23 protein-coding genes are annotated in these 18733 nt (G+C 70.6%); 5 read left to right on the top strand and 18 right to left on the bottom strand.

Features of this window, described 5'->3' with window-relative positions; translation table 11 throughout:
* Positions 1-32 precede the first annotated feature (32 nt).
* From OOK34_RS23865 to OOK34_RS23795, 15 genes are read right to left on the bottom strand one after another with little or no spacing between them, the layout of a single operon-like run.
* Positions 33-779 (bottom strand): MinD/ParA family protein, encoded by a 747-nt coding sequence (locus tag OOK34_RS23865; RefSeq protein ID WP_267035890.1) that lies wholly within the window; start codon positions 777-779, stop codon positions 33-35.
* The gene (locus tag OOK34_RS23860; RefSeq protein ID WP_267035889.1) at positions 779-2041 is read right to left on the bottom strand and encodes a PP2C family protein-serine/threonine phosphatase; all 1263 of its coding nucleotides are present in this window, start codon (positions 2039-2041) and stop codon (positions 779-781) included. Before OOK34_RS23860 ends, OOK34_RS23865 begins: the two co-directional genes overlap by 1 nt.
* Positions 2023-2481 carry an ATP-binding protein gene (locus tag OOK34_RS23855; RefSeq protein WP_267036885.1) on the bottom strand — a complete coding sequence of 153 codons (459 nt, stop codon included), beginning with the start codon at positions 2479-2481 and terminating at the stop codon, positions 2023-2025. The genes OOK34_RS23860 and OOK34_RS23855 overlap by 19 nt, the downstream gene beginning before the upstream one ends.
* Before the next feature lie 26 nt (positions 2482-2507).
* Entirely contained in the window at positions 2508-2819 is a 312-nt protein-coding gene (locus OOK34_RS23850; RefSeq protein ID WP_267035888.1) for an STAS domain-containing protein, read from the bottom strand.
* 27 nt (positions 2820-2846) lie between these two features.
* Positions 2847-4991 (bottom strand): glycogen debranching protein GlgX, encoded by a 2145-nt coding sequence (glgX, locus tag OOK34_RS23845; RefSeq protein ID WP_267035887.1) that lies wholly within the window; start codon positions 4989-4991, stop codon positions 2847-2849.
* A complete protein-coding gene (locus tag OOK34_RS23840) occupies positions 4988-5326 on the bottom strand; it encodes an STAS domain-containing protein (RefSeq protein ID WP_267035886.1) in 339 nt (112 codons plus the stop codon). The genes glgX and OOK34_RS23840 overlap by 4 nt, the downstream gene beginning before the upstream one ends.
* A gap of 41 nt (positions 5327-5367) precedes the next feature.
* Complete coding sequence (locus OOK34_RS23835) at positions 5368-7191, bottom strand: AGE family epimerase/isomerase (RefSeq protein ID WP_267035885.1); 1824 nt, start codon at positions 7189-7191, stop codon at positions 5368-5370.
* 1 nt (position 7192) lies between these two features.
* Positions 7193-7666, bottom strand: a complete 474-nt coding sequence (locus OOK34_RS23830) for a VOC family protein (protein WP_267035884.1) — start codon at positions 7664-7666, stop codon at positions 7193-7195.
* Positions 7666-8277: a DJ-1/PfpI family protein gene (locus OOK34_RS23825; protein WP_267035883.1), complete on the bottom strand. Its 612-nt coding sequence runs from the start codon at positions 8275-8277 to the stop codon at positions 7666-7668. The genes OOK34_RS23830 and OOK34_RS23825 overlap by 1 nt, the downstream gene beginning before the upstream one ends.
* The gene (locus tag OOK34_RS23820; RefSeq protein WP_267035882.1) at positions 8270-9889 is read right to left on the bottom strand and encodes a GMC family oxidoreductase; all 1620 of its coding nucleotides are present in this window, start codon (positions 9887-9889) and stop codon (positions 8270-8272) included. Before OOK34_RS23820 ends, OOK34_RS23825 begins: the two co-directional genes overlap by 8 nt.
* 14 nt (positions 9890-9903) lie before the next feature.
* On the bottom strand, positions 9904-10287 hold the full coding sequence (locus tag OOK34_RS23815; RefSeq protein ID WP_267035881.1) for a nuclear transport factor 2 family protein: 384 nt from the start codon (positions 10285-10287) through the stop codon (positions 9904-9906).
* A gap of 16 nt (positions 10288-10303) precedes the next feature.
* A complete protein-coding gene (locus tag OOK34_RS23810; RefSeq protein WP_267035880.1) occupies positions 10304-10759 on the bottom strand; it encodes a nuclear transport factor 2 family protein in 456 nt (151 codons plus the stop codon).
* A gap of 13 nt (positions 10760-10772) precedes the next feature.
* A complete protein-coding gene (locus OOK34_RS23805; RefSeq protein WP_267035879.1) occupies positions 10773-11204 on the bottom strand; it encodes a nuclear transport factor 2 family protein in 432 nt (143 codons plus the stop codon).
* A gap of 59 nt (positions 11205-11263) precedes the next feature.
* Positions 11264-12907, bottom strand: a complete 1644-nt coding sequence (locus OOK34_RS23800) for a thiamine pyrophosphate-binding protein (protein WP_267035878.1) — start codon at positions 12905-12907, stop codon at positions 11264-11266.
* Positions 12908-12928: 21 nt separating this feature from the next.
* Positions 12929-13753 carry a type 1 glutamine amidotransferase domain-containing protein gene (locus OOK34_RS23795; RefSeq protein ID WP_267035877.1) on the bottom strand — a complete coding sequence of 275 codons (825 nt, stop codon included), beginning with the start codon at positions 13751-13753 and terminating at the stop codon, positions 12929-12931.
* Positions 13754-14030: 277 nt separating this feature from the next.
* On the opposite strand from OOK34_RS23795, the gene OOK34_RS23790 reads away from it, so the two are divergent.
* From OOK34_RS23790 to OOK34_RS35385, 5 genes are all read left to right on the top strand, one after another.
* Complete coding sequence (locus OOK34_RS23790; RefSeq protein WP_267035876.1) at positions 14031-14303, top strand: UBP-type zinc finger domain-containing protein; 273 nt, start codon at positions 14031-14033, stop codon at positions 14301-14303.
* Positions 14304-14407: 104 nt separating this feature from the next.
* Positions 14408-16051: an FAD-dependent oxidoreductase gene (locus OOK34_RS23785; protein WP_267036884.1), complete on the top strand. Its 1644-nt coding sequence runs from the start codon at positions 14408-14410 to the stop codon at positions 16049-16051.
* A gap of 65 nt (positions 16052-16116) precedes the next feature.
* Positions 16117-16608, top strand: a complete 492-nt coding sequence (locus tag OOK34_RS23780) for a hypothetical protein (RefSeq protein WP_267035875.1) — start codon at positions 16117-16119, stop codon at positions 16606-16608.
* 77 nt (positions 16609-16685) lie between these two features.
* On the top strand, positions 16686-17015 hold the full coding sequence (locus OOK34_RS35390; RefSeq protein WP_323183456.1) for an antibiotic biosynthesis monooxygenase: 330 nt from the start codon (positions 16686-16688) through the stop codon (positions 17013-17015).
* Positions 17012-17491, top strand: a complete 480-nt coding sequence (locus OOK34_RS35385; RefSeq protein ID WP_323183455.1) for a group II truncated hemoglobin — start codon at positions 17012-17014, stop codon at positions 17489-17491. Before OOK34_RS35390 ends, OOK34_RS35385 begins: the two co-directional genes overlap by 4 nt.
* Positions 17492-17564: 73 nt before the next feature.
* Here OOK34_RS35385 and OOK34_RS23770 read toward each other — a convergent pair whose 3' ends face one another.
* From OOK34_RS23770 to OOK34_RS23760, 3 genes are read right to left on the bottom strand one after another with little or no spacing between them, the layout of a single operon-like run.
* The gene (locus tag OOK34_RS23770; protein ID WP_267035874.1) at positions 17565-17981 is read right to left on the bottom strand and encodes a barstar family protein; all 417 of its coding nucleotides are present in this window, start codon (positions 17979-17981) and stop codon (positions 17565-17567) included.
* Positions 17978-18433: a ribonuclease domain-containing protein gene (locus OOK34_RS23765; RefSeq protein WP_267035873.1), complete on the bottom strand. Its 456-nt coding sequence runs from the start codon at positions 18431-18433 to the stop codon at positions 17978-17980. The genes OOK34_RS23770 and OOK34_RS23765 overlap by 4 nt, the downstream gene beginning before the upstream one ends.
* A 49-nt stretch (positions 18434-18482) precedes the next feature.
* Positions 18483-18704 (bottom strand): hypothetical protein, encoded by a 222-nt coding sequence (locus OOK34_RS23760; protein WP_267035872.1) that lies wholly within the window; start codon positions 18702-18704, stop codon positions 18483-18485.
* Between the last annotated feature and the right edge of the window lie 29 nt (positions 18705-18733).

The following is an 18733-nucleotide window of genomic DNA, read 5'->3' as shown; positions in this document are numbered from 1 at the left end:
CGCCCCTCAGCAAGGGGCGTAAGGGGGTGGCGTCAGGCCCGTGATACTTCGTCACGTGCGTCCAACGCCGTGAGGATCGCGCGGAATTCACCGACCAGGGGGTGGTCGGGAAGGGCTTCCGCGAATATGCGCTCTCCGTAGAGGGCCGCCATTTCCGGCACGTACGGGAGAATTCCGGCCAGGGGGGCGCCGTATACCTCCGCGGCCCGGCGGCTGACCGCTTCGCGGTCCACGCCTTCGGGCGCCATGCTCAGAACCAGGGCCCTGCGACAGGCGAGCCGTCCCGCCAGGGCGATGGTCTCCTCGACCCCGGAGAGGTCGACCCGGTCGGCCCTCGCCATGATCAGGACGACGTCGGCGCTGCCCATGGCGGTCACCGATTCGTTGTTCAGCCCGGCGTGCGTGTCGAGCAGGAGCACGTCGAGCGCGTGGCTCTCGGCCAGCCGGTCGAAGCCCTCCGGGAGCAGTCCCACGTCGTACCCGGTGGTCATCAGCTCCCGCAGGGCCGCCGTCCCGGTCCGGGCCGGTACGACGTACAGCCCGGGCACGGCGGTCCGCCGGGCCGCGGTCTCGATCTCGCAGCGGCCGAGCAGGTAGTCGGCCAGCGAGCCGGTGCCGGGACCCAGCCCGAACAGCAGGTCCAGGGTGGGCGACTGGAGGTCGGTGTCGACCACCCCCACCCGGCGCCCCCCGGCCGCCAGCAGCAGCGCGAGGTTCGCCAGCACCGAGGACTTCCCGGTGCCGCCGCGGTGCGAGTGCACCACGATGGTCCGGGTCATCACGCCACCACCTGGTAGCCGGTGGTGGTCTCCACGTGCGGCCCCCGCGCCGCACGTGGCCGGTGCAGGGCCAGCATCGTGACGTCGTCGTGCTGTTCGGCGGTGCCGGTGTGTTCGCGCACCGCCCGGTCCATCAGGTCGACCACCTCCCTGCCGCTCGCCGGTGGGCCGGCGAGCAGCTCCAGCATCCTGTCGTCACCGAGGAAGCTGCCTTCGGGGCAGCGGGCCTCTGGCACTCCATCGGTGAACACGAAGAGGGTGTCGCCGGGGTTCAACTGGGCGTAGCCGAGTGTGTAGACGCAGTCGGGCAGGACCCCGACGGCGGGTCCCGTGACCTCGAGGGTCCGGGGCAGGGAGCCGTCGCCGGAGAGCAGCAGCGGCGGGTTGTGGCCGCCGTTGATGTAGACGAGGCTGCCGGTCAGCGGGTCCAGGACGCCGAAGAACAGGGTGGCGAAGTAGCCCTGCCTCAGGTGGTTGCGGGTGAGGTAGCCGTTGGTGGCGGTGACCGCGTTGAGCAGCGGGGTGGCGCCGACGACCGGGGTGCGCCGGCTGCCGCCGGTGCGGGCCTCGGCCATCAGGTGCTGGAGTCCGCTGTTCTCGGCAGTGTGGCGCAGCAGGGAACGGATGAGGGCCATGAAGAGGGCCGCGCCGACCCCCTTGTCGCAGACGTCGGCGACGACCACCGCGAGCCGGCGGCCCCGGGAGAGCTCGAAGACGTCGTAGAAGTCCCCGGCGACCTGCCGGGCGGGCCGGAAGCGCACGTCGATCTCCCAGCCCCGCGGGACGGGGAGCGCTTCGGGCAGGAAGCCGGCCTGGATCTCGCGGCCGATCTCCAGCTCCTTCTCGTACCCCATGAGTTCGGCGCGGGCGTCGGCCTCGCGCAGGGTGCGGCCGAGTCCGGCCCGCTCGGTGCAGCTGTGCAGCCGGGCCCCGACCAGGGCGGGCAGGAAGGGCGGGACGAGGTAGTCGTGGCCGAGGCGGACGTGCCGCTCCAGTGCGGCGAACTCCGCGACGGTCCAGACGACCACGATGGGGGCCCCGGCCCAGCGGCGCAGCCGGCGTACGGCGCTGCGCACGGACTCCCCGTCGGCCTCGGCCGGGGCGAGCAGCACGTCCGCGACGGGCAGCACCTCCAGCCCGCCGCGCAGGAGTTCCCCCAGGGTGCGGGTGACGAGTTCGGCGCCCATCAGCCGCAGCGCTTCGAGGAGTTCGGCGGGCGGCGGCGGGTACACGTCCAGGATGATCACGGTCGTGGAGGGCATGCGTCCGTCCCCTCATCGGCCTTCACGGTCAGCGTGCTGATGTTGCGGCCGTCCCGGCGGGCGTAGGCGTACGAGTCCACGCTGGTCAGGGCCAGGTGGATGCCGAGGCCGCCGACCCTGCGCCGTTCCGGGGGAAGCCCGGGGGCGGGGGGCAGGCGGCCTGCGACGGGGTCGAACGCGGGGGCGGTGTCCTCGATGACGATCCGCACCCCGTCGGGACCGGAGCGGCCGCGGACGGTGATCCGTCCGTCGCCGCCCCGGTACCCGTGCATCACGATGTTGGTGGCCAGCTCGTCCACGGCCAGCCGGATCCGGTACGTGGCCCCTTTGCCGAGGCCCGCCCGTCCGGCCAGCCGCAGGACGAACGCGGCGATCTCGCCCAGTGCCCCCACCGTCGCGGGCACCTCCAGTACGGCGGGCTTCCTCGCCAGTTCGACCATCTCATTCACCGGCCCGGGCGTCGTACTCAGTCATCGGAGAGCAGGATGCTGCGGTCGAGCCCGGCCGTACGGATGGTCCGGGCGACGGGCTCGATCGCGCCGGTCACCTTGATGGTGACCCCCGCGCCGACCTTCTGCTGGGCGAAGACCAGGGAGCGCAGGCCGGCGCTGGCCATGTAGCCGACCCCGGCCATCCGGATCTCGACGGTGCCGGTGCCGTGCCCGGCGGCCTTCTCGATGGTCTGGTGGAACTCCGGCGCGGTCTTCGCGTCCAGCTCGCCCGTCAGCTCGATCACGGTGGTGTCGCCCTCGATGCTCAGGGACACGGAAAGCGGCATGTCAGGTCTCCTTCGGTTCAGGGCGTGTCAGTCGTCTCGGGGATCGGGGTCGTTCGCGCGGCCGACCAGGATCACGACGGAGCGCGGGCCGATCAGGTACTTGCCGGCGTTGTCCAGCTCCTGTTCCGTCCCCGGGCTGCGGATGTCGTGCGGCGCCTCGGCGCCGGTGTCGGCGAAGAGGTGCCAGCTGCGGCCGCCGGGCAGGGCGGGCAGTTCCAGGTCGTGCGACTCCCAGTGGGAGTTCATGGCCACGTACACCACGTCCTGGTCACCGGTGCCGCAGCGGGCCACCGCCAGCAGCCGGCTCTCCGCCGACCAGTCGGGCTGCCAGGCCCGCTCCCCGTGCCAGCTGATGTCGGGCAGGCCCAGGCCTTCCCGGAGCCGGCCCGTGGGGTGGGAGGTGGAGCGCAGTTCGCGGTGGTGCCCCCGGAAGGCGATCATCTCCCGGGTGAACCGGAGCAGTTCGGCGTTCTCGTCGACCTGGTCCCAGTCGAACCAGGACAGTTCGTTGTCCTGGCAGTACGTGTTGTTGTTGCCCTGCTGGGTGCGTGCCACCTCGTCCCCGGACAGCAGCATCGGGATGCCCTGGCTGGTGAAGAGGATGGCGAGGGCGTTCTTCATCTGGCGCAGCCGCAGGGCGTTGACCTCGGGGTCGTCGGTCGGCCCCTCGGCCCCGCAGTTCCAGCTGGCGTTGTCGTTGCCGCCGTCGTTGTTGCCCTCGCCGTTGGCCTCGTTGTGCTTGTCGTTGTACGAGACCAGGTCGGCCAGGGTGAAACCGTCGTGCGCCGTCAGGAAGTTGACGGAGGCCGAGGTCCCGCGGCTGGAGTAGAGGTCGGGCGAGCCCGCGATCCGGGTGGCCAGCTCCCCGGTGACCCCGGGGTCGCCCTTGAGGAAGCTGCGGACGGTGTCGCGGTACTTGCCGTTCCACTCCGCCCAGCGTCCGTACGCCGGGAAGTTGCCGACCTCGTAGAGCCCGCCGGCGTCCCAGGCCTCGGCGATGAGCTTGGTGTGCCGCAGGACCGGGTCGAAGGCGAGCAGCTCCAGCAGCGGCGGGTTGGGCAGCGGGGTGCCGTCCAGGTCCCGGCCGAGGATGGCCGCGAGGTCGAAGCGGAAGCCGTCGACGTGGTAGTCGGCGACCCAGTGGCGCAGGCAGTCCAGGACGTAGTTGCGGACCACGGGGTGGTTGCAGTTGACCGTGTTGCCGGTGCCGCTGAAGTTGAAGTAGTACCCCTCGGGCGTGAGCATGTAGTACGTGGCGTTGTCCAGGCCCTTGAAGGAGATGGTCGGGCCCTGCTCGTTGCCCTCGGCGGTGTGGTTGAAGACGACGTCGAGGATGACCTCGATGCCGGCCGCGTGCAGGTCCTTGATCAGGGTGCGGAACTCGTCGCCCTGCATCCCGTAGCGTCCGGTGGCCGCGTAGCCGGCCTTCGGCGCGAAGAAGGAGACGGTGTTGTAGCCCCAGTAGTCGTAGAGCCGCTCGCCGGTCTCGGGGTTGGTGCGCGGGTTGTCGCTCTCGTCGAACTCGAAGACGGGCAGCAGCTCGATGCAGTTGACGCCCAGCTCCTTCAGGTACGGGATCTTCTCCCGCAGCCCCGCGAAGGTGCCGGGGGCGGTGACCTGGGAGGAGGGGTGCCGGGTGAAGCCGCGCACGTGGGCCTCGTACACGACGAGGTCCTCGGCGGGGATCCGCAGCGGGGTGTCGTCGCCCCAGTCGAAGTCCTGGAGGCAGACCCGGGAGCGGTACTGGTAGCCGCGGCTGCGGTCCGGTTCCACGCCCCACACGTCGCGGCCGGCGATCAGCCGGGCGTAGGGGTCGGAGAGGACCTGCCGGGCGTCGAAGCGGTGGCCGATGGCCGGGTCGTAGGGGCCGTCGGCCCGGTACCCGTACTCGATGTTCTCGTGGTCGAGGCCGAAGACCGTCATGGCGAAGACGCTGCCGGTGCGGAACTCCTCGGGGAATTCCAGCTCGGCCATCGGCTCGGGCTCTCCGCGCTTGAAGATGACCAGGGTCATGGAGGTGGCCTGGTCGGAGAAGACGGAGAAACTGACCCCGCCGGGGACCACGTTGGCCCCGAAGGGGAAGGGCTTGCCCGCGCGGACGCGGTACCCGCCCACTTCGTGGGTCGGGTACGCGTCCACGCGCAGCACCTGTTCGGAGCGGGCCTCGCTCATCGCGCGGCCTTGGCCCGGGCGGCGGCGGCCTCGCCGGTCTCGAAGAAGTCGAGGAAGCCGGTGGCCGACATGACGAACCGGACTTCCTCGCTCACCCCGTACAGGGTGACCGCGACCCCGGCGTGCTGCGCCTCGCGGTAGACGACCAGCAGGGTGCGCAGGCCGGCGCTGGAGACGTAGGTGACGGCGGTCAGGTCGATGCGCAGCGGCCGGCCCTCGCGGACCAGCGGCAGCAGGGCCTCCAGCAGGGTGCCGGAGGTCTCGCTGTTGATCTCGCCGGTGGCGACGAGCACGGTGGCCGTCTTGTTCCGGCGTTCCTTCACGTTCAGACTCATGACTTGCTTTCCCCTCTAGTTGGGGCGCCCCCCGTTGGGCACTACTTCTTGGTCACCGGCCGGAGCCGGACCTTGACCTTGACCCGTCCCTGGACGTCGGGGAGGTGGACGGTCAGCTCGTCCGCGTCGAACTCCTCGTACGGCTTCTCGTCGATCTCCACGGACGCGATCCGCACCGAGCCCGCGGGCAGCAGGTCGGGCGAGACGCGCAGGATCCGGTCGGGCAGGTCGCTCGGGTCGGGCTGGAAGTGGAAGTCCATCTCCCGGCCGTTGACGAGCAGGTTGTTGTAGACGGCGGCGAGGAAGCAGAGCTCCGCCGAGTGGTACATGGACATCGAGTGGCTGCCCTTGAGCCGCTCCGTGCCGAGCAGGTACGGCGTACCGCTGGCGAGCACGTTGAAGTAGACCGCTCCCTCGTCGTGGTCGAGGAAGAAGGTGTTGTAGAAGGCCTGGGCCTGCCGGGCCTCGCGCAGGTTCGCCTCGCCGCCGACCGTGCCGTTCAGGATGAGGTAGGCGAGGATCGCCTGCTCCTGCTGCCACCAGGCCTTGCGGTCGTGCCAGGCGAATCGATACGCCTCCTGGTCCCCTTCCTTCACCCGCTCCACGACGTCGTACCAGCCCCCGCGCTGCTGGTCGCTGCCGACGGCCGGCATGATCTCGCCGATCTTGCGGGCGAGCTCCTCGTAGGCGGGCTTGGCCTTCAGCGAGTTCATCCGCATCAGGTTCCAGGCGATCTTCAGGTTGTGCCCGACGACCGCGCGGTTCTGCTGCCAGCTGTGCGCGGTGTCGTGCGACCAGTCGCGGAAGAAGCGCTCCTGGACGAACGGGCTGTTCTTGTAGTCCGGGAACTTGTCCGCGATGGTGTCGAAGGTGTACTCGAGGAAATCGGCGTACTTCTGCTCACCGGTCGCCAGGTACAGGTTGATCAGGTACGCGGGCGCGTGGTCCCCGACCGAGTTCCAGTTCTTGCGCTCGGCGTTCTCGCCCAGCGACTCGTGGTCGGCGCTGAAGAGGATCGGGTCGATGTGCGAGAAGTACCCGCCCTGCTCCTCGTCCTTGAAGAACTTGTCGAAGAGCCGGATGGTGGCGTCGGCGTCGTTCCTGATCCGGACGTCACCGGTGATCCGGTAGGTCTGGATGGGGCCGGCCAGCGCGTAGATCTGCTCGTACATCGGGATCGCGTCGTAGTCGTCGGAGAACTCCGAGGTGAAGAGCTTGCGCTCGCTGTCACCGTCGACGCTGATGCCGTGGTACCAGAAGACCACGTCCTCCTCGCTGTCCACGACCCGCATGTGCTTGCGCAGGTACTCGGTGCCGCGCTCGGCGACCTCCAGGTACTCGTCCTTGCCGGTCAGCAGGTAGGCCGAGGCCATGCCGTAGACCAGGCGGGAGATGGTGTCGGTCTCCTGGACGTGGCTGGCGGTCTTGTCGCCGCCGAGCCGGATCTCGGTGCGGTACTCGGTGAAGTCCACCGGGCCGTCGCCGAACTGGGCCCGCTTGTAGAAGTCGGCCAGCGACTCGATCTGGCGGATCCACCAGCCGGCCTCTTCGAAGCGGTAGTCCTCGGCGCCGCGGCCCAGGAACACCAGGCGCTTGGCCTCGAACCGCCCGCCCTGCTCGGGGTAGTGGACCCCGTAGGCGAAGAGGGGCCGGCCCGGGGAGAGCATCTCGTCGATGTGCCCCGAGGCGTCGATGTACGGCTCGTCCAGGTTGCGCACCAGCTCGGCGCTGGGGTCGCCGGCGAGCGAGACCTCGAACTCCCGCTCGTCGGTGGTCTTCAGCCTCAGCAGCCGTGACGAGGAGTCGAAGCGGACGACGTAGCCCGCGATCGTGTCGGAGAAGGAGAAGCTCAGCGAGCCCGCCATGTCATGCACCGTCCTTGTCGTGTGAGCGGTCGTCCTCGAATCCCTGGCTGACCTCGACGATCACTCCGTCCGGGTCGCGGACCCATACGGTCCGCCAGCCGCAGATGAAGTCGTCGAAGTCCAGCGGCCCCAGGGTCACCTCGGCCGCGTCGCCCAGTTCCGCGAGGAACGCGTCGACGCTGTCGGTCTGGAAGGCCAGGTGGCGTATCCGGCCCGGGGCCTGCGGCCCGTCTCCCCCAGCTACCGCTGGGGGGACCCCCACGTGCGCCGTGCGGGCCGGGTCGGTGCCGGCCGCGAAGAGTTCCAGGTACGCGTCCCCCTTGCGCAGGAACACGATGCTGGCCTCCCCCAGCTCGACCACCCGGGCCCGGGTGAAGCCGAAGTACCGGGTGTAGAACTCCTCGGTGCTCTTCTGGTCCGCGCAGTTCAGGCCCACGTGCGACCAGACCATCGGGCGGTCCCCGGCGCCCGGCATCAGCCGGCCCCCCGGCCCCGCCCCGCCGCGAGCAGTTCGATGATCCGGCGGGCGAAGAGGTGGTGGTGGGCGCCGGTGCGGCCGGTGACCAGGTCCCCGTCGACCACCACGTCCTCGTCCACGTACTGGGCGCCCATGTTGCGGACGTCCCCGATGAGGTTGTTGTGGCAGACCACCTTGCGGCCGCGCACCTTGCCCGGGATCGAGGAGGCCAGCCACATGCCGTGGCAGATGATCCCCTTGAGGACGGTCGGCTCCTCGAAGGCCCGGCGCAGCAGCTCGGTCGCCGGGGCGAGGACGTCCACGTCCTCGGTGTAGCGCAGCCGGTCGGCGACCATGCCCGAGGGCACGATGACCGCGGAGTAGCGGCGCAGCTCCTCGTCGCTCAGCCCCTCCAGGGACCGGCTCGCCGTGAAGGGCGCCCGGTACTCGTGCCCGGAGAAGGTGATGGAGTCGTTGCCCCACAGCCGGGTCAGGAAGTCGACCTCGGCCCCCTCCTCGGCGAACCGGCGCTGGTAGTAGAAGATCTCCGGCTCGTAGAAGTCGCTCTCGACCAGGACCGCGATCCTGGTCCCGGTCAGCGCCCCCTCGCGCAGGACCACGTCAGACACGGGAGGTCCCCCTCAGGAAGTCCGCCGCGCGCTCGGCGATCATCGCGATGGCGGTGTGGCAGTTACCCGACGGGACGGCGGGCATCACGCTGGCGTCGACGACGCGCAGGTTCCGTACGCCGTGCACCCGCAGCTCGGGGTCGACGACCGCGAGGTCGTCGATGCCCATGCGGCAGGAGCCGGCCTGGTGGTGGTAGCTCTCCGACTTCTGCTTCACGAAGGTCCGCAGCTCCTCGTCGGTGGCGAAGCCGGGCCCCGGCTGGAGCTCCTGCTTGTACCAGGGCGAGAAGGCGGAGGTCGCGAAGATCTCCCGGGCGAGCTTGACGCCCTGCACCATCCGCTCCAGGTCCCACCGGTCGCCCAGGTAGTTCGGGTGGATCAGCGGGTGGGCCAGCGGATCGGCGCTCGCGAGCCTGATCCAGCCGCGCGAGACCGGGCGTACGACACCCGGCAGGATGGACACCGTGTTCGGGTGGTCCTTGCCGACGATCACGTCGAACGGGACGTGGACGAAGGCGATCTGGAGGTCCGGGGCGGGCAGCCCGGGCCGGGAGGACAGGAACAGGGCGCTCTCCGACAGGTTCTGCGCCGGCGGCGGGAGTTCCTGGGTGACCTCGGCCATCAGCCCGGTCAGGACGTGGTTGTGGAAGTTCTCGCCGACCCCGGGCAGGGCCGCGGTGACCTCGATGCCGTGCTCGCGCAGCTGCTCGGGGTGCCCGATCCCGGAGAGCAGCAGCAGCTTCGGGGACTCGATCGCCCCGGCCGCCACGATCACCTCGCGCCGGGCCCGTACGGTGTGCGGTCCGGGGGCCGCGGCGGTGCTGTGGCCGTCGCGGACGGTGCGGCCCGGGACGTCTCTGCCCGAAAGCGCGGCCGGGGCCCGGAGCTGGGTGTACTCGACGCCCGTGCAGGTGTCCCCGTCGAAGAGCAGACGGGTGCTCTGCGCGTTGGTGCGCAGGGTCAGGTTGGGCCGGCTCAGCGCCGGCTCCAGGTAGGCGGCCAGGGTGCCCTGGCGGCGGCCGTCGGCGACGTCGATGTGGTGCCAGCCGGTGCCGAAGAGGCCGCGCCGGGGACCGGCGGTGTTGAAGTCGGCGATCTCCTGGTGGCCCAGCTCGACGGCGGCGTCGATGAAGGCGCGGGAGGCCGGGTTGGGGTCGTGCCGCCCGGCGTGGGTGATCCGCTGCGGTCCGGCCGTGCCGGTGGTGGCGGCGGTGGCGTCCTCCTGGCCCTCCAGCAGGGCGAAGTACGGCAGGACGTCCTCGTACGCCCAGCCGGCCGCGCCCTGGTAGGCCCAGTTGTCGAAGTCCGAGGCGTGGCCCCGGATGTGCATCATGATGTAGAGGTTGCTGCTGCCGCCGGGCGCCTTGCCGCGCGGTTCGTACGTACGGCGGCCGCCGAGGCCCGGCTGCGGGACGCTGGTGTACCCCCAGTCGACGGGCCCGCCGAGCAGCTTGTACCAGGAGGACGGGTCGTCCACCTCGGGCGGGATGCGGGAGCCGCCGGCCTCCAGGACCAGGACGGAGACGTCCGGGTCCTCGGAGAGGCGGTTCGCGAGGACACTGCCGGCGGTGCCGGAGCCGACGATCACGTAGTCGTACTGCTCTGTGGCCACGAGTCCGGTCCCCCTCAGCCCTGGCTCAGCACCTGGAAGGGGGCGGTGTCGTGGTAGTTCGCCATGTAGGCGATCCGTCCGTCCACGATCCGGAAGAAGTTCATCACCTCGGCCTCGATGGCCTCGCCGGAGGCGCTGACGGCGGTGAGGTGGGAGACGGCCGCGGCCTTCTCCCCGTCGACCAGGAAGTGCACGGGCTCGTTGCGGAAGACCCGGTACATGGTCCCCATGCCCTTCATCATCGAGCGCAGGGTCTCCAGGCCCTCGATGTGTCCGGCGAGCTGCTCGTCCATGACCTGGTCGTCGGCGAACAGGTCGCACCAGCGGTCCCAGTCGCCCGCGTTGGCGTACTCGTAGTACTTCCGAAGGACTTCGGTCATGCTCTCTCGGGCGTCCATCGCGTCTCTCATCCCCCTATCGGTCCCTGCGGGTTCCGTCCGGCGCGAACGGGGCCCAGAACTGGCTGAAGGCGGCCGCCGTGTCCCCGAAGAGCCCGTCGCGGCCCTCGACGATCCGGCCGTCCCGCCACCGCATGAAGTGGAAGACCGGGTAGTCCATCCGCTCGTACGGGGAGGTGCCCGCCGGGTCCGCGCCGTCCCGGAGGGCGACGTTGCGGCACACGTCGGCGCTGCAGTCCTCCCCGACGAGGACCGCCTCCAGGTCCATCCGGAAGGTGCCGCCCGTGAGCTTGTGGGTCTGGCCCATCAGCTCCAGGAAAGCGTCGAGGCTCTCGTACCAGCCGGCCAGCGGGTGGTTGCCCGGCACCAGCCAGCGCAGGTCCTCGGAGTAGTACTCGAGGATCCGCGCGCGGTCGCCGGAGCCCAGCGCCCGGTAGGCGGCCTCGACCCGCTCGCGTGTCACTTCGGTCATCGCCGCCGCCTTCTCAGAGCGAACCCGAACCGGGCATCGGCGCCAGTTCGTTGACGGTGTACTGCCTGATCAGCGGCCCGTCCGGGCCGGCCACCACGGTCCAGGTCTGGTCGGCGTCGAAGCCCAGCCACTGGCTGCGGGGGGCCGGCGGGTCCCAGATCTTGGCCTGCCAGTTGACGAGGACCCGGACGATCGCCCGGTCGCCCTCGATGACCGGCTCCACCTTGGTGACCGTGTGCACCTCGTCGAAGAACCGGCCGGTCACGGCGGCGTACCAGCGGCCGAAGCCCTGGTGTCCGAGGAAGGTGTCCTCGGGGACCTTGAACTCCAGGTCCTCGGTGATGAGGGCGAGGACCTGCTCCAGTGGCAGGTGCCGGTCCAGGGCCACGTACCAGTTCTCGGCGAAAGTGCGGATCGCGTCCTCGGTCAGCCGCTCGGCGGGCATGCGGTCTCCTCCTGTCCGTCGGTGTGTCGCGTCGTGTTCCTCGGCGGTGCGGGCGCTGCTCAGATCTGGACGTCGACCAGGTACGGGCCGGGGTGGGCCAGCATCCGGCCGACGGCGGCGGCGGCCTCGTCGGGCTTCTCCACCCGTGTCCCCTCGGCGCCCAGCGCCCGGGCCAGCCCCGCGAAGTCGATCTCGGGGCGGGAGAGGTCGAAGGAGCCCGGGAAGGGGTGCTCGGCGATGCCCCGCTCCCGCCAGTACTGGGCGATGTTGTCGTCGAGCAGCCGGTACTTGCGGTTGTTGCAGACCACGAACTTGGCGGCGATGCCGTGCCGGACCGCCGTCCACAGCGCCTGGTAGGTGTACATCGACCCGCCGTCGCCCGCGAAGCCGACGACGAGCCGGTCCGGGTGGGCGAGCTTGGCGCCGACCGCCCCGGGGAAGCCGACGCCCAGCGACCCGCCCCGGGTGAGGTGGTAGTCGCCCGGCCGCTCCGGCGGCAGGTACCGGGTGACCAGCGGGGAGGTCGTCAGCGCCTCGTCGAAGACGATCAGGTCCCCGGCGGTGCGCTCGGCCAGCGTCCGCAGGAAGACGGCCATCGGCGTGCCGTCGTCCGGCCGCGCCAGGTCGGCGCGGGCCCGCTCCCGGGTCCGTACGTCCAGCCGCGCGGCCGCCGCCGCCCGCTGCCCCGGGGTGAGCCGCTGTTCCAGTACGCCGGCCAGCGCGCGCAGCGCCTGTCGCGGGTCGGCGGCCAGGCCCAGGTCCACGGGGTGGTTCTTGGCGATCTCATAGGCGTTGAGGTCGATGTGCACGACCTTCGCGCCCGGCCGGAAGGGGCTCTCCAGTTCGGGGAACACCTCGGGGAAGACGTAGGTGCCCACGATCAGCACCCCGTCGGCCCCGCCGACCAGCTCCTTGCTGTGCGGGCCGAACATGTGGCCCGTCTGGCCCCGGCGCAGCGGGTGCGAGGCGGCGATGTTCACCTCGGAGGAGTCGACCTCGTACACGTCGGCGCCCAGCAGCTCGGCGACGGCGGCGAGTTCGGCCTGCGCCCCGGAGAGCGCGACCCCGTCCCCGACGAGGACCACCGGCCGCTCGGCGGCGGCGAGCAGCTCGGCCGCCCGCCCCACCGAGGCCGGCGAGGGCGCCACGTCGGTGAGCGGCACCGTGGCGGGCAGCACGGGCTCGGAGTTGAGCTCGTCCAGCACGTCCATGGGCAGGGCCACGAACACCGGGCCGCGCGGCGGGGTCAGGGCGATCTTGACGGCCCGCCGGATGGTGCGGAGCACGGACCGGGGGTCGGTGACCCGGGTCGCGTACTTGGTGACGGGCTTGGCCATGGCCACCAGGTCACAGGCCATCTGCGCGTCCATGGCGTCGTAGCGCACCCCGGCGTCGCCGGCGACCACGACGAGCGGGGTGTGGCCGCGCAGCGACTGGTAGAGCATGCCTATGCCGTTGCCCAGCCCCACGCCGGAGTGCAGCTGGAGCAGGGCCGCGCCGCCGGTGGCCCTGGCGTAGCCGTCGGCGATGCCGGCGGCCACGGTCTCCTGGAGGGCGAGGACGTACCGGAAGTCCGCCGCCGCGTCCACCGCGTCGAGGAATCCCTGTTCCACCGTTCCCGGATTTCCGAACATGACATTCAGGCCGTCGGCCTTGAACTGCTCGATCAGCCTTTCCCGTCCGGGAGTGGCTTCGGTATTCATCGGACTCCCCCTGTTTCTTTCCTACCACCCGTAGCGGGTGAGACCGTCCTCCAGGACTTCCACGATCTTCTGCCCCGTGAGATAGGAGTCGGGGGTCGAGCGGCCGGTGACGAAGGGGTAGTCGACGACCACCGATACCGGCTTTCCGAAATTGCCGTGATAGGCGCCGCGCGGGCCGGTCGCATCGCGCAGGATGTACTCCAGCGGATACGGGGGCGGACCCATGTTGAAGTCGGTACCGAGGAATCCGGTGCCGTCCTTGTAGTCGTACTCCTTGCAGTGGCCGGTCACGTGCTTGCCCCGGATGATGCTCTGGCGGTCGCTCCAGTCCCGGGCGAAGGCCAGGCAGGCGACCCCGTAGCACTCGGCGGCGACGACCTTGCCGGCCTTGTGGAAGGCCAGGATCAGGGCGTGGACCCGCTCGTTGTTGGCGAGGTCGGCGATCGGACCGCTGCCGCCGACGATGAGGATCGCGTCGTACTCCGCGATATCGGCGTCGATCTTGTCCAGATCTCGGTGGTACTGCTCCAGCTTGCGCAGGTAGCCCTCGTCGCTCGTGTACGGGCGCTCGGGCACCCATGCCTCGATGTCGAGCGGCGAGTCGAGCCGGCTCGACTGCTCGAACTCGCGGCCCAGCCGGGCGTTCTCCTCGGTGGTCACCGAGCGGCCCAGCGGGGGGTCGATGTAGTTCGCGTCGAGGCTCGGCGGAAGTGCGTGCGCACGCTTTCCGGTCGGCGTGGCGAATACGATCTCGTAGCCCCGCTCGTCGAACTTGGAAACGGGACCGATCAGTTCCTCGGCCCAGTATCCGTGTTCGGAGACAATGACCAGAATCTTTCTGCTCACAGATTCCTCCAGGCGCCGCCTGTTGTCGTTTGCGATCCCCACACTGCGTGCGCCCAGGGCCTGCGTCAAAGCGCCCGAATGCGACTTCGTGAGGTAGCGGGCAAGGTGGCGGCGGCACCTCACCTAGTCGTCCGCCGAGGTCAGGAAGTACCCGCCGGACTTCATGACCTCGGCCGGATCGATGAACCATTTCAAGGTCCCCGATTTATGGTCTGGACGCGCCGTGATGGACGGGCGCGACGGGGCGTACGAATGCGCGACGAGAGGGACGGGGACGATGACGATGGAGTTGTTGTGCACACACATCGACCAGATACGTCCGGTGAAGCCATCCGCCGAGGGCTGCGAGGAGTGCCTGCGGCTGGGAGACGGCTGGGTGCACCTGCGGATGTGCCTGAGCTGCGGACACGTCGGATGCTGCGACTCGTCGAAGAACCGCCACGCCACCCGGCACTACAAGGCGACCGACCATCCGATCGCGGCCTCGCACGAGCCCGGTGAGGACTGGGCCTGGTGCTACGCCGACCAGCTGATGCTGGACCCGGCGTGAGCGCCGCCCCGGAGGGCGCAGCCTCTCCCACCGCGGCCCCCGCTCCGGCCTCGAGCCCCACCGGAGCCGCCGCCGAGCGCGCCGAGAGCCGCAAGCCCGTCATCCTGGCCGTGGACGACGACCCGCAGGTGCTGCGCGCCGTCCGCCGCGACCTGCGCAGCGCCTACGGCGACCGCTACCGGGTGCTCGGCGCCTCCTCGGCCGCCGACGCCCTGAAGATCCTGGACTCCCTCGACGAGCGCGGCCACGACCCGGCGCTGTTCCTCGTCGACCAGCGGATGCCCGACGTCACCGGCGTCGAGTTCCTGCTGGAGGCCGTCAGCCGCTTCCCGGACGCCCGCCGGGTCCTGCTGACCGCGTACGCGGAGACCGACGCGGCCATCACCGCCATCAACCGGGTACGGCTGGACTACTACCTGCTCAAGCCCTGGGACCCGCCGCACGAGCGGCTCTTCCCCGTGCTGGACGACCTGCTCTCCGACTGGCTGGCCACCTACCGCCCGGCCTACGACGGGATCATCGTCGCGGGCCACCTCGTCTCCCCCGGCACCCACGCCGTCCGGGACTTCTTCACCCGCAACGGGCAGCCGTTCCGCTTCCTCAACGTCGAGCGGGACCCCGAGGCGCTGACGGTGATCGCCGCCGCGCAGGCCGACGCGGCGCTCCCGCTGGTGCGCTTCCCGGACGGCTCGGTGCTCTCCGCCCCGACCGACACCGAACTCGCGCAGCGCCTGGGCCTGGCCACCACCGCCTCCCGCCCGCACTACGAGTGCGTGATCGTCGGCGCCGGGCCGGCGGGGCTGGCCGCCGGGGTCTACTCGGCCTCCGAGGGCCTGTCCACGCTGATGCTGGACTCCCGCGCCCCGGGCGGCCAGGCCGGCACCTCCAGCCTGATCGAGAACTACCTGGGCTTCCCCTCGGGCCTCTCCGGCGGGGACCTGACCCGGCGGGCCACCATCCAGGCGTCCCGGTTCGGCGCCGAGATCCTGCACCCGGTGGAGGTCATCTCCCTGACCCGGGACGACCCCGCGAAGATCCTGACCCTGGCGGACGGTACGGAGATCAGCGCGGAGACGGTACTGCTGGCGACCGGGGTCTCGTACAACCGCCTCGACGCCCCCGGCGCGGACCGCTTCGAGGGCGCGGGCCTGTACTACGGCGCGGCGACCACGGAGAGCTCGGCCTGCATCTCGCAGCACGTGTTCATCGTGGGCGGCGCCAACTCGGCCGGCCAGGCGGCGGTGCACTTCGCCAAGTACGCGGCCCGGGTGACGATCCTGGTGCGCGCGGCCTCCCTGGACGCGAGCATGTCCCGCTATCTGATCGACGAGATCGAACGCACCCCCAACATCGAGGTGAAGGTCCGTACGACGGTCACCGCCCTGCACGGCGGGGAGCACCTGGAGCGGATCACCCTGCACGACGCCGACACCGGCGAGGACCGGGAGATCCCGGCGCGGTTCATGTTCACCTTCATCGGCGCCCGCCCGCACACCGACTGGCTGGCCGGGGTCGTGGAGCGCGACGAGTACGGCTTCGTCCTCACCGGCTCCGACCTGATCGCCAACGGCGGGGAACTCCCGGCGGAATGGAGCCTGGAGCGCGCCCCGTACCCGCTGGAGACCAGCGTCCCGGGGGTGTTCGCAGCGGGCGACGTGCGCGCCCACTCGGTCAAGCGGGTCGCCTCGGGCGTGGGCGAGGGGGCGATGGCGGTGTCCCTGATCCACCGCTACCGCTCGATGGGCTGAGAGCGAACGGGATTCCCTCCACGAGCCCTTGCGATCAAGAGGAGACCGGATGCAACGTTGATTACATGATTACAGCCGAACAGAGCGAGAAGCTCCGCGCGTGGTTCGCCGAGCGCCTGCCGGTGGACGTCTACGAGTCACTCGTCTCGGTCACCGTCGACCGGGAGGAGATCACGGTCGTCGGCACCGCCCCGGCGTCCGAGTCGGTCAAGGAGTTCCGCGAACGCACCCGCGAGCAGCGCATCGAGGTCGCCCGCGAGGCGGAGGAGCTCTACCGCCGCAAGGTCGCCTGGGGCGTGCGGTCGGGTGAGGAGACGGTCCTCTTCACCCACCTCGCCGTCCCCGTCATGACCCGGCTGCGCCAGTCCGAGCGCCAGGTGCTCGACACCCTGGTCGCCGGCGGTGTGGCCCGCAGCCGGGCGGACGCCCTGGCCTGGTGCGTACGCCTCGTCGGGGACAACACCGACAGCTGGCTCGGCGAGCTGCGGGACTCCCTCGACAAGGTGCGCCAGGTCCGCGACCAGGGCCCCGACATCCAGAAGTCGCAGTCCGACTGACGGAAAACCCCACCGGGTACGCATGATCCCGGAAAGGTAGCCGGGACGACCCGACCCCAGGGAGAGGCACGCAACCCATGACCACCACCGTCGAGTACATCCGCTACCGGATCGCCTCGCAGGACCAGCAGGCGTTCGAGGACGCGTACGCCCGGGCCGCCGAGGCCCTCGCCGCGTCACCCGAGTGCATCGACTACGAGCTGGCCCGCTGCGAGGAGGAGAAGGAGCGCTACATCCTCCGCATCCGCTGGACCTCGATCGACGCCCACCTGAACGGCTTCCGCAAGGGTGAGCACTTCCCGGCGTTCTTCAGCGCGATCCGCCCGTACGTGACGGCCATCGAGGAGATGCAGCACTACCTCGTGACCGGCGTGGTCGGCCCGGGAAAGGCCGCCGGACAGTCATGAGCACGACTCCCACGATCTACGAGTGGATGGGCGGCGCGGAGGCCATGCGACGGCTCACCGACGTCTTCTACGCCCATGCGCTGCGCGACGAGATCCTGGCCCCGGTCTTCGCGGGCATGGACTCGGAGCACCCCCAGCACGTCGCGGTCTGGCTGTCGGAGGTCTTCGGCGGCCCGGCCGACTACTCGGCCCACCACGGCGGCCACCAGCACATGGCCACCAAGCACCTGGGCCGCGCCATCACCGAGGAGCAGCGCCGCCGCTGGGTGGACCTGCTGCTGGACACGGCCGACGAGGTCGGCCTGCCGACGGACCCGGAGTTCCGGGCGGTGTTCGTCTACTACATCGAGTGGGGCACCCGGATGGCCCTGATCTACTCGGGCCCCAACCCGCCGCCGGTGGACGCGGCGAAGATCCCGGTCTGGTCCTGGGGCCAGACCCCGCCCTGGCAGCCGAAGGCCGCGAAGGCGGAGTGACCGGACCCAGCCCCGCCGGCGCTTGAGGCGCTGTGGGTCCCCCGGACGAAGTCCGGGGGACCCACAGGTCTTTTCAGCCCCGCCGGCGTTTGAGGCGCGGGGTCCGGGGCGGCGCCCCGGCCGGCTCCTGCCCGGCGAGCAGAACGGTCAGCGCGGGCGCTCCGTCCTGCTCCCGCCAGAAGTCCACCGCCTCCTCCAGGATCTCCCGCAGCGTGTCCCAGTCGTCGGGCCGCTCGGCGGCGTACCCGCGCCAGGAGGTCACCGCCAGCAGCCGCCCGGGGGCCTGCGGCAGCCAGGACAGGTCGATCAGCGCGTCGGCCAGCGCGTCCCAGTTCCCGCCGAACCACTCCGGCAGCCGCAGGACCTGCGCGCAGCGCCGCATCAGGGCCGCCTTGCTCCGTACGCCGTCCAGGTCCAGCCGTACGACGCTCCAGCCGGCATCCGCCGCGGCGGCCAGGGCGGGGGCGAGCGGCTGCGGATCGAGGCTCATCGGAGAACCGCCTTGAAGGTCTTGTAGTGGTCGTCCGTGTAGTAGAACTCCCCGCCCTCGCCCGTCACGATCCGCCGGGCTCCCCGGTCGCGTTCCCCCGGTGTCCGCACGGTGAACTCGTGGTAGTAGCCGCGCTTCCGCTTCGGCAGGGCCTTCTCGAAGTTCCCGAAGACGGTTCCGTCCTGCCGGTACGCGTACGGCCCGCCCTTGTCGATCAGCGCGAGCACCTCGCGCGCCTGCGACGGCAGCGCGTCGGCCCGTACGGCGGCCATCCCCTTCGCCCACGCGGGAGCGGCCGCGGCAGGGCTGCTCGCGGCAGGGGTACTCGCGGCGGGGCGCGGCGCGGGGGCACCCTGCCCGCCGCAGCCCGCCAGGGCGGCGGACAGCACGGCGCACAGGAACAGCGCCCCCAGCACACGCGTCAACGATCGGGGCACGTTCCCAAGGATCATGCCCCGATCGTGCCAAATATCCGATTCAGTGGCGAATCGCCCGACAGTGTCAGAGCGCGGACATCTTGGTGTAGGGACTCAGGATGCGTTTCTGGACCGAACCGAAGTCGACAAGGACTGCGACCCCCTCCTCCACACCGACGACACGGCCGAGGCCGTGCTCATCGTGACTGACCCGGTCGCCGACGCCGAACTGCCGCAGCGGCGGTTCCACGGGGGCCTTGAACGGGCTGGACGGCAAATGACGGCGAGGTACTGCTGACTTGGTCATCAGGTTCAGTATGCGCCCCCGGAGCCGCC

It is taken from the genome of Streptomyces sp. NBC_00091 (genome assembly GCF_026343185.1).
In the GTDB taxonomy this organism is placed as follows: Bacteria; Actinomycetota; Actinomycetes; order Streptomycetales; family Streptomycetaceae; genus Streptomyces.
Note: the sequence above shows the minus strand (reverse complement) of the source record. Positions and strands in the feature narration are given on the sequence as shown.